We start from the raw sequence: 15,294 nt of genomic DNA, 5'->3' as shown, positions 1-15,294 counted from the left end.
AAAACTCGATATCATCAGCGATTGTTCCGCCCATTTCGTTTTGAAATTGTTTTAAATATTCTTCTTTCTTTTCCATTTGATAAGTAATCATCGAAGAATAATTACCAGAACGAGTCCAAATAACAGCTTGAGCTTGAAAATCTACAATTCCGATTCCGTATTTATCTAGAATATATTGCGCACCATCTTTTCAAACTTCTATTGCAGCATCTCTTTCGGCAGCTAAATCATAAAAGAAATGTTCGTCCGTTTTCAAACGTTCTAAGTTTGGATTTGAAGCTGTATCAGCAGAAAGATTTCCGTTATTTCCTAATGTTGGATGTTCATCAATTTTTGTGAAATATTGGCTATATAAGGTCATTACAGTCATTTCTGTATCTTGTTCCATACGTTGATTCCAAATCAAACTTGCTTCGTCCCATTGCGGTTTATCAACTCCCAAAGCTTTCAAAACATCAGTTTCAGGAACATTAGAACCAATTTTCACAACTCCTGCAGCATAATCGTACAAAGAAATTCCATGAATCGGCTCTAACAAAGGATTATCTTTTGAATCTTCAAGCACTTTTGCGTCATGTTGTTGATACATTTGTTCAATTCCAATATCCGAATTTTTATCATCATATTTTTGCACAAACTTTTCTAACTGATCATTAATACGATCATACAAAGCCATTTTATTGTTTTCAGCTCTGTCATATAACTCTTGTTGATTTGGGGCATCCGTTAAAAAGGCTTCTGCATATTTCTCAAAATCATTTTCGATGTTTTTTATTTTATCATCAAAATATGCAATAGCATGTTGTTGCAAAGAATCATCGCCTTCGTAAGGTCCCATTTTACGCACTTGCTCTTTATATTTTTCAAGATCGATTTTCCAAATCGAAATCGAATTTTCAACTTTTTGACGATTATTAGAATTTAAAGCATTGTAAAAATTCTCGTAATTGTCTACATAATGTTCATCAATTTCTGGAATGATGTTACTATAATCGATGTAATCTTCAAAATAAATAGGTTCTGGTTGATAAGTACTTTCTGCAGATTCATTCTCTGAATTTGACGATTGCGTTGTGTTATTTTCTTGTAAATTTTCAATTGCTTCTTCTGCTTTATTGAAAATGCTTTTTAATTTTCCGAACATAGTTTTGAGTTGTTTAATTATAATTATTTTGTTGTTTTAATGATTGATAATGGTTTTCTAAATCAGTCAGAATTGTAGTTTTTTCTACAGCTTCTTTCATGAAATTCATACTGAGTAATTCTTTGTTTAAAAGTGTTTCAAAAGCAAGTTGATCTATTTTTTCTAAATCATTTATAGTCGAATTTTGATTGATAAATTTTGTTCCAAATTGATCGATAATACTTTGATAAAAAGCCGCTTCTGTTTCCGTTTCATGCTGAAAAGTTTGTACAAAATCATTAATTTCTCTTTTATAAACTTCTTTGTAAGAATCGGTTAATTCTGGAATTAGATTCTTTTTGATAAAGAATTGTTGTCTTGCATGTTTTTCATTGTTCAAAAATTTTTCAAAAACTGAATTTCCAGGAATTGGATAATCTAAAATCCCTGTTTTTTCTGTCGCAATTTCTCTTGCCAAATCAGGTAAAAGTGACATTCTCGTTGACGGAATAAATGTGTTTTGCGTTTGACAAAATTCGCATGTAACATAAGCAGAAACAAAATAGACTTTCTCGATTTTTAGGTTCGCTCCACATTGCGCACAACAAAAATTGTTCTTCGTTGTTTCGTATTCTACTAATAATTTTTTGAGTTTATCTTCAGAACTTTCAGCTTTTACTTGACTAAAAATATTTCCCAAAATCGAATCAATTTTATCATCAAAATCATCTAACAAAAGCGAAGTTTCATAAATCTTAGCATCATGAGAATACATATAATCATCTGCTCTTACATCTTTATCTGAGTAATAATATGAAAAAGATTTTTTCTCAATTTGCTCTTTGAAAACTTCTTTAGCTTTAACTTTTAATGTTTCATATTGCCCTGTAATTCCAGCTTTGAAATGAATAAATCTTAATTCATCCAAATCATTTATTTGTTGTCCAGCTTCTATCGTTTCAGTTTCTAATTCCAAAGCACGCTGTTCTAATTTCAATAAAAAGCTTTTGAAACGATCAATTAAGTTGTCTAATTCTACAAAATTATTTTCCATTATTCTTTCGAATTATCTGAGGTTTTAATATGTATTCCATCGTCCAATTTTCCACTAATAAATTCGTAATTGCAATAGGCGCATTTGGTAACACCATCTTGTTTTGCACGACCAGCACCGCAATTTGGGCAATCTACAGTTTCTAGCTTTGATTGATTTTTCATGAAATCTCCTCCAAGATTCGTTTGATTCTCTGCTTGAAGTTTCAATTTTTCAATCAATGATAATTTTGGCTTTTCGTCATTCATATCATTTTAATTTGCGATATTTTCTTCTTGTTTTCTTCCCATAAAATAGAGAATAGCACCAACGATAACGAACGCAATTTTAATTCCCCACGCAACGCCTTCGCCCCAATTGTAGATCCAAGCCAAAAGACGAGGAACAGCATTAAAAAAGTTCAAAACGATTGCTAATAATCCAAAAATAGCCATGTAAGTTCCAATAGTTTTCATAAAATTTAGTTTTTAGTGGTTATAATTTATCTAATAATTCAGCTTTTTTTGACTGATATTCAGTATCTTCAATCAAGCCTAAATCATAGATTTCTTTTAATTTTTTTAGTTTATCTATAACAGATTCTTCTTGATTTTGAGTAGGTTGTTGAGGTGTGTTCTGTTGAATGTTTTGTTGCGTAATTCCTTGCATCATCAATCCAAGCGCAGCTGTATCTTGCACACTTTGTTGCATCGGATTTCCATCTTTTCCAATCGCTAAAGAAGTATTGAATTGTTGAAACTTGTTCATATCATCAATCATATTCATACTACTTATTTTATCAATATTGTCGTTTACTTCTTTTGGTAAAGTCGCCGAACTAATGGTAAATTGAGTAACATCGATTCCGAATTGCTCGAAATGTGGAGCGATTAACGGTTGTATTTTTTGATTAAGCGCAGTCAAATTTCCCGCAATATCAAGCGCAGAAATATTTGCTTGAGCCAAAACTTCGGCAAAAATAGGTGCGATAAAATCACGTAATTGATGCTCTAATTCGAAAACAGTCAGGATAGGAAAAGTTCCTGCATATTTTGAAAAGAATTTTCTGACATCAGAAATTTTAATATTATAACTTCCAAAAGCTTTGATACGAATTGGACCAAATTGTGGATCACGAAGTAAAACAGGAGCAGGAGTTCCCCATTTTAAATTGACAAAATCTTTCGTCGAAAAATAATAGACGTCTGCTTTAAAAGGTGATTGAAAACCATATTTCCAACCTTTTAATTTTGATAAAATAGGAATATTTTCGGTTGCTAAAGAAAATGTTCCCGCTGAAAAATCATCTGCAAAAACCCCTTGATTAAGAAATAATGTGGCTTGGCTTTCTCTTACGATTAATTTCGCGCCATTTTTTATCTCCTTGTCTTGATCAGGAAATTTTAGCATCAACAGATTTGGATCTTGTTCTATCCACTCGATAATTTCGATAAAAGGTCCGCTTGATGATAAATTCATGGTAGTAGTTTTTTTGAGTTGTTGTATTACAAAGTTGTAAAATCGTCACTCAAAAAAACTCACTAATTTTAGCTAAATTGTTATCTAAACATCATTATTAAAATTAGTAATACAATGATTACGGCAATTACCGTAAATACAATTTTAATGGTGCTGTAAGGTCTGTCTCCAGCTATTTGACCCGTCATTCCGTTGATATAGAAGATGTAGTTTTTGTTATTGTACAAAAAAGAACTAACATAAATTGGCAATAATATGTGTTTGAATTTTATTTTATCAAATTTTGTGAACATGTCATTTATGCGTTGTTCATCTCCGCCGATATCACGTTTCACACTTTCTCGTTCGTATTGAATAAAGATATTTTTTGCCCTCGCGTAACTATCTTTCAAATCAACTTGATATTTTTCGGTAATATAACCTTCGAGATAATTCTGGTCAATTTTTACAACAGCTTTCGGATTCCAACCTCTTTGTACATTGCTTAAAATGGTAGGATTAAGACTTTTGGTTCCGCAAACCAAAACGTCATCATAAAAATTGTTTACACTGCCCGCTTTATAAGACCAATCGACACGTCTTATTTGCCTTCTATTTTTTCCAGGACCAACTGTTTCGTAATATGCATCACCGCGTTCGCCTTTGTAATCTGTAAAAGTTTCTGTGTCAAATGTCCAAAACGGAACATAAATTCCATTGATATTATCTGCTGATAAAATTGCTTTTTTTAGATTGTCTGGAGCAAACCAAAAACCATTTACCCAATTTTTCAGAATATCATTTATTTTGATTTTATCAACCTGAAAAGGCAAAACATAACTTGGTTTTATATATCGTTCTTCGTGTATATTTTCTTCAACTAAAGGCGAACCACAATACGGACACATCATCGAACGCAGATTTTCGTCTACGGTTGGTGTCGCTTTACAATTGTTGCAGGTTATAACTTTTGTTTTATTAAATTCTTCTTTTTCGTAGGTTTTGATAAAACTTTCAAAATCAATTTCATTTAATATAAAATTCTCTTGTTTAATCTCTTGCGTGCTATTGCAATAGGTACAAACCAGCAAATTTGTTCCAGCCTTGTAAACCATTGGTGCGCCGCAGGATTTGCAAGAAGTGGAAGCTGTATTATTTGCTTTATAAATTTCTTCGGTAGCCAAGTTTTCTTTTTTTAGTTGAGAATTATGCTTGAGGTAATGGAGGAGGAGTTTGACCAAATAATGAAGTTAATTCGCTCTGATTTGCGGCACTTTCCCAATTTGCCATACCAGTTTTCCAAACCAATGTGTCTTTTGTAAGTTGTCCATTTGCAATCATTTGTTTCAAAGTTGTCAAATCGAATGGACCAGTTTGTTGACCATTATTTGCAACAAAAAACGAAACTGAAGTTGACGAAATAGGAGGAGGCGTTTGATTTTGATTTGATTGATTATTATTTTGAGCGAAACCTTGCGTAAATTGATTTGCCATCGCAAAACCAGCACCCATTCCAACGCCAGCACCAGCTAATCCAGATGGATTATTTGCTGCTGCTTCCATTGCTTTTGCAGCTTTTAGTTGAGCAAATTTGTTCAAATCTATTTTATCCAAACGACTCAATTCGAAGATTTCTTTCTTGATTTCTTCTGGCATCGAAATATTTTCGATCAAAAATTTAGTCACATCAATTCCATAAGCTCCAAAATCATCCTTCATATAATTGAAAATTGCTTCGGATAATTCATTCAAATTTGCAGCATAATTTTCAATTGGTAAATTTGCTTCGCCGATTGAATCTGTAAATCGAGTAACAATCACGCTTCGCAATTGTTCATTGATTTGCTCTGTTGTAAAAGAACCAATTGTTCCAACAATTTCTTTGATAAATTTTCCTGCATCCGAAACTTTAAATGTATATGTTCCAAAAGCTCGAACTTCTATCATACCGAAACGTTCGTCGTTTAGAATAATAGGATTTTTAGTTCCCCAACGTTGATCCAGAAAAGTTTTTGTACTAACAAAATAAACTTCTGCTTTAAATGGACTATCAAAACCATATTTCCAACCTTGTAAAGTCGATAAAATAGGAAGATTTTGAGTGTTTAGCGTATAAGTTCCTGGCGAAAAAATATCTGCCAATTGTCCTTCATTAATAAAAATAGCCAATTGCCCTTCACGAACAACCAATTTTGCATTATTTTTTATTTCGTTTTGATAACGTTCAAATCGATGAACAATCGTATTTTGATTATTATCTAAAAATTCGATAATATCGATAAATTCACCTTTTATTTTTTTGAAGAAATCCATCATTTGAATTGATTTAGTTTGACTTAGTTATAAATCTAAAGTATAAAAATTTAATTAATATTTACATCATTTTTTTTAAGACTTAAATATTTATCATTTCCTTACTTCATTCAATCTTTGTATCTTTGCAGTTCATTCAAAAAACTCCAAATTCACTCATAAGTTATGCAACAATCTAAGGCTTTGGCAATTCTAAAATCTGGTCGAAATGTATTTTTAACAGGTTCTGCGGGTGCCGGAAAAACTTATGTGTTAAATCAATACATTCAGTATCTTAAACAACATGGCGTTCCTGTTGCTATAACAGCTTCTACGGGAATTGCAGCAACGCACATGAATGGTCAAACGATACATTCATGGGCTGGAATTGGAATAAAAGATTATGTTTCGGATCGATATTTAGCTTCGCTTCGCGACAAGAAATATTTTCGTGATAAAATGGACAAAGTAAAAGTCTTGATTATTGATGAAATCTCGATGTTGCACCGAAATCAGTTGGATGCGGTTGATTATGTATTGAAATTTTTCAAACAAAATGATGAACCTTTTGGAGGTGTCCAAGTTATTTTTTCGGGAGATTTTTTCCAGTTGCCACCGATTGGTGAAGAGTGGGAAGAATCGAAAGATAAATTCTGTTTTATGTCAGATGCTTGGGTGCAATCGAAAGTACATATTTGCTATTTGACAGAACAATATCGTCAGACAAATAATGCGTTAAATGATATCTTAAATGAAATTCGCTCTGGAAATATTTCGCAAAAAACGGTTGATTTATTAGAATCTCGAATCGAATATTTTCCAGATGAAATAGATTCACAAACGCGTTTGTATACACATAATATGGATGTAGATCGAATCAACAAAGGTCAATTGATTAATATTGATTCTTCTTCCAAAATATTTGAAGCAAAAGTTGCGGGAAATCCAGCTTTGGTTGAGGTTCTTAAAAAATCTGTTTTAGCAGAAGAAATTTTAGAATTGAAGATTGGAGCAAAAGTGATGTTTGTTCGTAACAATTTCGAAGTTGGTTTTGTAAACGGAACGCTTGGAAATGTATCAGGTTATACCGAAAAAGATGAGCCAATTATCAAAACGTTAGATGGAGAATTTTATGTTGTAAAACCAGAAACTTGGGCGATAGAGGACGAAAGCGGAAAAGCGTTGGCTTCATTCACACAAGTTCCGTTGCGTTTAGCTTGGGCGATTACGATTCATAAATCACAAGGAATGACGTTAGATTCTGCGTTTATAGATTTGTCGAAAGCGTTTGAAAAAGGTCAAGGGTATGTTGCACTTTCACGTTTACGAGATCTCAATTCGTTGATGTTACATGGTCTTAATCAAACGGCTTTAGAAATTGATTCGCTTGCGATGAAGGCTGATAGACGTTTTCAGGTTTTATCGAATGAAATGGATGAGTTTTTAGACGAAAAAGAATTGCAAAATTCTTGGGCTGCTTTTATTCGATATTCTGGAGGAACGTTGGATAAAAAGCAAATCGCGAAGAACATCGAAAAGAATAAAACCAAAGAAAAAGGACAAAAGAAATCTACTTACGAAATCACACTAGAATATGTGAAAGAAGGGTTGACGTTGGAACAAATTTCAGAGAAAAGAGGGTTAACTACTTCAGCAATTGTCGATCATATTGGTAAAATCAAAGAAAGTGAACCTGATTTGGATTACTCAAAATTTAAACCTTCTGATAAAATTATTGATAAAGTTCGATTGGCTTATAGTGAAATCGAATTTGAAGAGAATAAAGTTTTAAAACCAATTTACGATTATTTTAATGGTGAAATTGGTTATGAAGACATCAAAAAAGCATTACTTTTTATTGATTAAATAAAAATTGTCAGTTCAAAAATCTAAATAACTGACAAAATTGGTCAAATTATTCGAAAGGAATAATTGTTGTTAAAAGATAAGTATTAAAAATGAACGCTTTTTTAAGCATCCATAACTTACAATTTATGTCAATAGAAAACAACAATGTAGTTTCAGTAAACTACTCATTACATACCATCGAAGCGAATGGTGAAAAAGTATTTGTAGAACAATCAAATGCAGAAGAACCATTAACTTTTTTATTCGGAGCTGGAATGATGATTCCAAAATTTGAAGAAGAATTAAAAGAATTAGCAGTTGGTGATAAAAAATCATTCGTAATTACTCCAGCAGAAGGATACGGTGAAAGAGTAGAAGAAGCTGTTGCTCAATTACCTTTAGATATGTTCAAAGAATCTGGATTACCACCAGTTGGAGCAATTTTACCTTTAACTGATGATGCAGGAAATCAATTCCGTGCTTCAGTTGTAGAGGTAACAGAAGATGCTGTAATTGCAGATTTGAATCCTCCAATGGCAGGAAAAACATTAGAATTTGAAGTTGAAGTTTTAAATGTTCGTCCAGCAACTGAGGAAGAATTATCTCACGGACACGCACATGGAATTGATGGAACTCAAGGTCACTAAAAAATATTTTCAAAAGGCTATTTCGATAAGAGATAGCCTTTTTTATTTTTAATTGTGAATAAATCATTAATAAATAGATTAAATCCAAGTTATATTTTTCGGCTTGCTTCAACTAAAATCTTATCTTTGTAAAACAAACAAGATTACTTACAAACAAACATGAAAATAGCTGTATTTGTTTCCGGTGGCGGAACAAATCTTCAAAATATTATTGATGCAGTTGAAGACGGAACGTTACCAAATGTCGAAATTTCGATGGTAATGGCAGACCGCGACTGTTATGCAATAGAACGATCGTTGGATAAAGATATCCGAACGTATGTCTTAGATCGAAAAACTTTTTCGGAAGATGCCGAACATAATTTAGAAGGAGAAGAAATCGACTTAATTGTTTTGGCAGGTTTTTTAACCATATTATCTCCAGAATTTACCACGAAATGGGGCGCGAAAATGATTAATATTCATCCTGCATTATTACCAAAATTTGGTGGAAAAGGAATGTATGGAGCAAAGGTTCACAAAGCGGTTTTAGAAGCTGGCGAAAAAACATCAGGAGCAACTGTACATTTTGTGACTGCTGGTGTAGACGAAGGACAAATCATTTGTCAAGGAACTTTTGAGATCGAAGAAGGTGACGAAGTAGCAGATTTACAGCGTAAAGTTGCTGAGGTAGAAAGTGAAATCTACATCAAGGCAATCAAGCAAATCAGCGAAGCATAAAATATAGAATGCCTCAATGTCGTGTACATTGAGGTTTTTCATTTCCAATAAAATAGTAAACAAACAATAAACTTTAAAAACTAAACACAATGCAAAAACAAGCGCTAATCAGTGTTTCGGACAAGTCAAACTTGTTAGAATTTGCAAAATTCTTGGTTGAGCAAGACTACAAAATCTTATCAACTGGAGGAACTTACAAACATTTACAAGACAATGGAATTGAAGTTACAGAAGTAAAAGATGTAACTGGTTTTCCTGAGATTTTAGATGGTCGCGTAAAATCTTTACATCCTGCAATTCATGGTGGTATTATGGCGCGTCGTTCGGACGAAAACCATATGGCAACAATTGCAGAACATGGAATTAACCCAATCGATATCGTTATTGTAAATCTTTATCCATTCTTCGAAAAGATGAATACAGGTCTTTCTGAAGCAGAGATGATTGAATTTATTGATATTGGTGGACCATCAATGTTACGTTCTTCTGCAAAGAATTTTTATGATGTAACGGTTGTAACGGATGTGAATGATTATGAAGTTGTGATGAATGAAATTCGCGAGAATGGTTCAACTTCTATCGAAACGCGTAAATTATGTGCTGGTAAAGTATTCAACTTAACTTCTGCTTACGATGCGGCGATTTCTACTTACATTTTAGGAGAAGATTTCCCTCAATTTTTAGAGTCTTCTTACGAAAAAGTGATGGATTTACGTTACGGAGAAAATCCACATCAAAAAGCGGCTTATTATGTTGATAAAACAAAAAATGGTGCAATGAAAGATTTCGAATATTTACAAGGAAAAGAACTTTCTTTCAATAATATTCGTGATATGGATTTGGCTTATAAAGTGGTTTCAGAATTTGAAGAAATAACTTGTTGTGCAGTGAAACATTCAACACCTTGTGGAGTGGCGATTGGAGATAATGTTTTAGAAGCTTATGAAAAAGCTTATGAATGTGATCCAATGTCAATTTTTGGTGGAATTATAGCTTTCAATAGAGAGGTTGATGGAAAAACTGCGGTTGAATTAAATAAAATTTTCTTAGAAATTGTGATTGCGCCTTCATTTACAGAAGAAGCATTAGAGATTTTCAAACAAAAGAAGAATTTACGAATCATCAAAGTCAAAAATCCTGTTTCGGATAAAGTAACTTACGTAAAAGTTGATGGAGGATTAATTGTTCAGTCTACAGATAATCAGTTTTCAACAGATCTTAAAGTTGTAACAGAAGCTCAACCGACAGATCGTCAAATGACAGATTTAGTTTTTGCTCAAAAAATTGTAAAATGGGTAAAATCTAACGCGATTGTTGTAGCGACGAATGGTCAAGCTTACGGAATCGGAGGTGGCCAAACGAACCGTATTTGGGCGGCTCAACAAGCGATTGCACGTGCAAAAGAAAAAGTGGAAGAAGATTTAGTATTAGCTTCAGATGCATTTTTCCCTTTCCGTGATGTAGCAGATTTTGCAGCAGAAAATGGAATTAAAGCAATTATTCAACCAGGAGGATCAATTAAAGATCAAGAATCTATTGATGCTTGTAACGAACGTGAAATTCCGATGGTTTTCACAGGAATGAGACATTTTATGCACTAATTGATAATTAGTTAATCTGCTAATTTGAAAATTCGTCAATTCGAGTGTTTTTGTAGAAAATGTATCGAGAATAGAATTTTCAATTATAATTAAAAACTAAAAGTGAATAATGAAAATGTTTTGAAAGATAAGAGTTATAATTTTGCTTTAGAAATTATTAAACTTTCAAGAAATATTATTCAAAATAAAAGTGAATATATTTTAGGAAGACAATTAATGAGATCCGGAACAGCAATTGGTGCTCTTATTCGAGAAGCTGAATTTGCTCAATCAAAGAAAGATTTTATCAATAAAATGAGTATTTCGCTAAAAGAGGCAAACGAATCGTTATATTGGTTAGATTTATTAAATGATTCAAATTTGATTGAAAATAATATATATACAAATCTGAAAAAACTTAATTTAGAATTAATCGCAATATTAGTCAGCTCTATTAAAACGGCTAAAGCGAATTTAGATTAAATTTATTTTTCAATTTTCACTATTCATTTTTCATTTAAAAATTAAAACAATGGAACAAAATAATAACGCAAACCGCGAATCGCAAACTGCAACTCGCATCTTAGTAATCGGTTCAGGTGGTCGTGAACACGCAATTGGATGGAAATTTGCTGAGGACTTCAAACAAAAAGGTCAAGAAGCAGAATTATTCTTTATTCCAGGAAATGCAGGAACAGCACAAATTGGAACTAATGTTTCGGTTTCTTCGATTGAAGAAATGAAAAATTACGCGAAAGAAAATCAAATCGATTTAACTTTTGTTGGTCCAGAAGCTGAATTAGCAGAAGGTATCGTTGATATTTTTCAGAAAGAGAATTTAAATGTTTTCGGACCTCATAAAGCTGCTGCGCAATTGGAAGCTTCTAAAGCTTTTGCGAAGGATTTTATGGATAAATATGGTGTGAAAACAGCAAAATATAAGAATTTTCAAGGTCCAATGTTGGCGATTGATTATTTGAAAACACAAGAGTATCCAATTGTAGTGAAAGCCTCTGGTTTAGCGGCTGGAAAAGGAGTGATTATCTGCCAAGATTTTGAAGAAGCTAAACAAGCTGTTTTAGAAATTATGGAAGATAAAACCTTTGGTGATGCAGGAAACGAAGTGGTTATCGAAGAATATTTAGAAGGTTTTGAAGCTTCTATTTTGTCTTTCTTTAACGGGAAAAAAATCGTTCCATTTGTTTCGGCAAAAGATCACAAGAAGATTGGTGAAGGTGAAACTGGTTTGAATACTGGTGGAATGGGCGTTATCGCTCCAAATCCATTGTTTACAGACGAGCATTTCAAAATGTTCGAAGAAGAAATTATGGAGCCAACAAAATGTGGTTTAATCAAGGAAGGATTGGAGTTTGCTGGCGTTATTTTCTTTGGATTGATGATTACGACAAAAGGAGTTTATTTGTTGGAATATAACCTAAGAATGGGCGATCCAGAAACGCAAACAACTTTACCTTTGTTAGAAAATGATTTGGCTGAGGTTGTAAATAAAGCAATCAAAGGAGAAGATTTTGACTTGACTTTCAAAAATCAACATGCGTGTTGTGTGGTTATGGTTTCGGGAGGATATCCAGGAAATTACGACAAAGGTTTTGAGATTCGTGGTTTAGAAAATGTAACTTGTCCTAATTTTATTGCTGGTGCAAAATTATCAGGAGAACAAATTTTGACTTCTGGTGGACGTGTAATCAACATAGTTGGATTAGGAAATACATTAGAAGAAGCACGTGAAACTGCTTATGAAAACATCAAAAAAGTACATTTTGATTACGAATATTATCGAAATGATATTGGAGTAATTCAATAAAAAAATACAGTTTATATTATTAAAAAATGCGTTTCATTTGAAACGCATTTTTTTTAATTTATTCTGAAAATTCGACGTGATAAACATCGCTTTTATTTCGATTTATTTTTCGGTATTCAAAGCCTCCAGCTTGCGGAATAATTTCGACCAAATCAAATGATTGACAACTTTTTGGCAAACCATTGAAAATTAATGTGAAATGAAGAGATGAACCTTCTTCGATATACGTCCAATTTGGATACATCGTAATTCCGTCTGCAAAAACCAATTGACAACGTTTTCCTGATTGATTATCAATAATAAAAGTAGAAGGCCAAATACGTGCAGCATTTGCATATTCGTCTGCAGTCATACAACAATGTATAATAACCTGACTTTCCTCTTCGATATTAGTTAAGAGTTCTGAATCAATAAAAATCTTTTCTTCAAGAATAGTTGCACTCATTATTTTGCAATTTTTTTGATGTACAATTCTTCTACTTTTGCACGTGCCCAATCTGTTTTTCGAAGAAATTTCAACGATGATTTCAAACTTGGATTATCATTAAAACATCTGATGTTAATTTGATTTCCCAAACCTTCCCAACCGCCATAATAAATCACTAATTCTTCGATAATATCGTCTAAACGTTTTCCGTGTAATGGATTATTTTTTTGACTTTCCATTTTGCAAATTTACGAAAATGTTTTTGGTGAATTTAGAATAGTTCAACCTTTCTAAAATTCATATTTTTCTTCCAATTGTTCTGCTAAATGCAAAATATCATCCACTCGCGCCAATTGTTCAATCCAATTGGTCGGAATTGTTTCTGCATCATAATAAATTCCTGCAATTCCACCAGCAATACAAGCAATTGTATCGGTGTCATGCCCTAAATTCACAGCTTTCAAAACACAATCTTTATACGAATCTGTATGCAATAAACACCAAATAGAAGCTTCTAAACTATCCATAACATAACCAGTTGATTTAATTTCATCTTCTTTTAAATCAATTAGTTTTCCACTTAAAATTCGTTCGAAATATTGAAATTCGTTTTTATAAATTTCATTTTCTTCTAAGAATAATTTTAACCAAAAATTCGTATTCAGATAAGCTTCTTCTAGATTTTCGGAATCCAAGACATTCAACGCAAATTCAATATAATAAATACACGCCAAAACAGAACGATTGTGCGCATGCGTGATAGAAGAAACTTCTTTGACAATTTCACAACGTTCATCAATCGATAAATCTTTTGTGAAAATTGCTAAAGGAAGAATACGCATTAACGACCCATTTCCATTATCAGATTCGTCTGTAGAACCAGCTTCGGTTGGATTTTTTACAACTCGTAAACGATTTATTGCTTTTCGTGTAGAAATTCCCACATCAAAGACTTCTCCGTCAGCCGTCCAATAACCTTCATGCATCCACATCTGAAATTTTTCTGCAATATCATTTACATTATAACCATTACACAACGATTCTGCTAGACAAAACATCATCGAACTATCGTCAGAAAAAGTGCCTGGAGGCATATTGTATGTTCCATAACCCATCATATCTGTCACGGGATTTTGTTGTAAATATTGCCTGCTTTTAAATTCAACAGGAACTCCTAATGCGTCACCAACCGCCGATCCAATTAATATATTTTTCGAAAAATTTCTTCTATTCATAACCTTCTTTTATAAATGAAAAATAATTGTTTTTTTTGAATATATCCAAATTATTTTTGAAAATGAATAAATTAATCATAATAAATTTATTCATTTTAGATAAAATATTAAAAATTTTATAATGAATAAAAAGAATAAGTCGTATTGTCAGTTTTGAAAAAATTGGAACTGATTTTGATTAAATTATGACACAAACTTATTAATTACTATGGCTTTTATAGATTATTATACAACATTAGGTCTGCAAAAGACCGCATCACAAGATGAGATAAAAAAAGCTTATCGGAAATTGGCACGTAAGTATCATCCCGATCTTAATCCAAATAACGATGAAGCTGCACAGAAATTTAAAGAATTAAACGAAGCAAACGAAGTGTTGAGCGATCCAGAAAAACGTAAAAAATACGATAAATACGGAGAAAATTGGCAACATGGTGAAGAACATGAGAAAGCTCGTCAACAACAACAGCAACAATATCAATATAGTAATAGCGATTTTGATGGGACTGAAGGTTTTGGTGATTTCGATGGCTATTCAGATTTTTTCAGTTCGATGTTTGGACGCGAAGGTAGAAGTAGATCAACAGGTTATAAAGGGCAAGATGTAAATGCCAGTTTGACACTAAATTTGACAGATACATTGACTTCGCACAAACAAACTTTTGCGGTGAATGGTAAAAATATTCGAATTACAATTCCTGCTGGAGTAGAAGATGGACAAACGATTAAGGTAAAAGGTCACGGAGGAAAAGGTTATAACAATGGACCAAATGGAGATTTGTATATCACGTTTCATATCGAAAATAATACATCCTTTGAGGTCAATGGAGCAGATTTATCTACAATAGTTGAGATTGACTTATATGATGCGATTTTGGGTGGAGAAGCGATGATTGATACTCTTTCTGGAAAAGTAAAAGTCCCGATAAAAGAAGGAACAGAGAATAATAAAAAGGTGAAATTAAAAGGAAAAGGTTTACCAATTTATAAGAAAGATGATCAATTTGGAGATTTGTATGTGACATTTTCTGTAAAAACTCCAACTAATTTATCAGCAGAAGAGAAAGAATTATTCGAGAAATTACGTTCACTTAAAAAAGCTTAAA

General features: G+C 32.5%; 17 protein-coding genes. 7 read left to right on the top strand and 10 right to left on the bottom strand.

All coding sequences use genetic code 11. The features are described 5' to 3' along the window. Nucleotides 1–190 precede the first annotated feature (190 nt). The 7 genes from FH779_RS12025 to FH779_RS11995 form a co-directional block, all read right to left on the bottom strand. The gene (locus FH779_RS12025; RefSeq protein ID WP_180904878.1) at nt 191–1,144 is read right to left on the bottom strand and encodes a DUF6620 family protein; all 954 of its coding nucleotides are present in this window, start codon (nt 1,142–1,144) and stop codon (nt 191–193) included. Between the two features lie 13 nt (nt 1,145–1,157). Next, on the bottom strand, nt 1,158–2,177 hold the full coding sequence (locus tag FH779_RS12020) for a hypothetical protein (RefSeq protein ID WP_180904877.1): 1,020 nt from the start codon (nt 2,175–2,177) through the stop codon (nt 1,158–1,160). Continuing rightward, nucleotides 2,177–2,425, bottom strand: a complete 249-nt coding sequence (locus FH779_RS12015; RefSeq protein ID WP_180904876.1) for a hypothetical protein — start codon at nt 2,423–2,425, stop codon at nt 2,177–2,179. The genes FH779_RS12020 and FH779_RS12015 overlap by 1 nt, the downstream gene beginning before the upstream one ends. A 6-nt stretch (nt 2,426–2,431) precedes the next feature. After that, entirely contained in the window at nt 2,432–2,632 is a 201-nt protein-coding gene (locus FH779_RS12010; RefSeq protein WP_180904875.1) for a hypothetical protein, read from the bottom strand. 19 nt (nt 2,633–2,651) lie between these two features. Next, complete coding sequence (locus FH779_RS12005) at nt 2,652–3,635, bottom strand: SPFH domain-containing protein (protein WP_180904874.1); 984 nt, start codon at nt 3,633–3,635, stop codon at nt 2,652–2,654. An 80-nt stretch (nt 3,636–3,715) separates the two neighbouring features. Beyond that, a complete protein-coding gene (locus tag FH779_RS12000) occupies nt 3,716–4,798 on the bottom strand; it encodes a hypothetical protein (protein WP_180904873.1) in 1,083 nt (360 codons plus the stop codon). Nucleotides 4,799–4,820: 22 nt separating this feature from the next. Next, entirely contained in the window at nt 4,821–5,927 is a 1,107-nt protein-coding gene (locus FH779_RS11995; RefSeq protein ID WP_180906851.1) for an SPFH domain-containing protein, read from the bottom strand. Nucleotides 5,928–6,092: 165 nt separating this feature from the next. On the opposite strand from FH779_RS11995, the gene FH779_RS11990 reads away from it, so the two are divergent. From FH779_RS11990 to purD, 6 genes are all read left to right on the top strand, one after another. Then, complete coding sequence (locus FH779_RS11990; RefSeq protein WP_180904872.1) at nt 6,093–7,772, top strand: AAA family ATPase; 1,680 nt, start codon at nt 6,093–6,095, stop codon at nt 7,770–7,772. A 128-nt stretch (nt 7,773–7,900) separates the two neighbouring features. Further along, nucleotides 7,901–8,401: an FKBP-type peptidyl-prolyl cis-trans isomerase gene (locus FH779_RS11985; protein ID WP_180904871.1), complete on the top strand. Its 501-nt coding sequence runs from the start codon at nt 7,901–7,903 to the stop codon at nt 8,399–8,401. A 159-nt stretch (nt 8,402–8,560) separates the two neighbouring features. Beyond that, a complete protein-coding gene (gene purN / locus FH779_RS11980; protein ID WP_180904870.1) occupies nt 8,561–9,121 on the top strand; it encodes a phosphoribosylglycinamide formyltransferase in 561 nt (186 codons plus the stop codon). Nucleotides 9,122–9,210: 89 nt separating this feature from the next. Beyond that, nucleotides 9,211–10,722: a bifunctional phosphoribosylaminoimidazolecarboxamide formyltransferase/IMP cyclohydrolase gene (purH, locus tag FH779_RS11975; protein ID WP_180904869.1), complete on the top strand. Its 1,512-nt coding sequence runs from the start codon at nt 9,211–9,213 to the stop codon at nt 10,720–10,722. A 102-nt stretch (nt 10,723–10,824) separates the two neighbouring features. Continuing rightward, entirely contained in the window at nt 10,825–11,184 is a 360-nt protein-coding gene (locus tag FH779_RS11970; protein WP_180904868.1) for a four helix bundle protein, read from the top strand. A 49-nt stretch (nt 11,185–11,233) separates the two neighbouring features. Next, complete coding sequence (gene purD / locus FH779_RS11965) at nt 11,234–12,526, top strand: phosphoribosylamine--glycine ligase (RefSeq protein WP_180904867.1); 1,293 nt, start codon at nt 11,234–11,236, stop codon at nt 12,524–12,526. A gap of 58 nt (nt 12,527–12,584) precedes the next feature. On the opposite strand, the gene FH779_RS11960 is transcribed toward purD, so the two are convergent. From FH779_RS11960 to FH779_RS11950, 3 genes are read right to left on the bottom strand one after another with little or no spacing between them, the layout of a single operon-like run. Beyond that, the gene (locus FH779_RS11960) at nt 12,585–12,971 is read right to left on the bottom strand and encodes a hypothetical protein (protein ID WP_180904866.1); all 387 of its coding nucleotides are present in this window, start codon (nt 12,969–12,971) and stop codon (nt 12,585–12,587) included. After that, complete coding sequence (locus tag FH779_RS11955) at nt 12,971–13,192, bottom strand: VF530 family protein (protein WP_038332359.1); 222 nt, start codon at nt 13,190–13,192, stop codon at nt 12,971–12,973. Before FH779_RS11955 ends, FH779_RS11960 begins: the two co-directional genes overlap by 1 nt. A 51-nt stretch (nt 13,193–13,243) precedes the next feature. Next, nucleotides 13,244–14,188: an ADP-ribosylglycohydrolase family protein gene (locus tag FH779_RS11950; RefSeq protein ID WP_180904865.1), complete on the bottom strand. Its 945-nt coding sequence runs from the start codon at nt 14,186–14,188 to the stop codon at nt 13,244–13,246. A 208-nt stretch (nt 14,189–14,396) separates the two neighbouring features. On the opposite strand from FH779_RS11950, the gene FH779_RS11945 reads away from it, so the two are divergent. Next, nucleotides 14,397–15,293: a DnaJ C-terminal domain-containing protein gene (locus tag FH779_RS11945; RefSeq protein WP_180904864.1), complete on the top strand. Its 897-nt coding sequence runs from the start codon at nt 14,397–14,399 to the stop codon at nt 15,291–15,293. Nucleotide 15,294: the final 1 nt, after the last annotated feature.

The organism is Empedobacter falsenii, from assembly GCF_013488205.1.
Lineage (GTDB): Bacteria > Bacteroidota > Bacteroidia > Flavobacteriales > Weeksellaceae > Empedobacter > Empedobacter falsenii_C.
The sequence above is the reverse complement of the archived record's forward strand: the minus strand, read 5'-3'. Positions and strand labels throughout refer to the sequence as shown.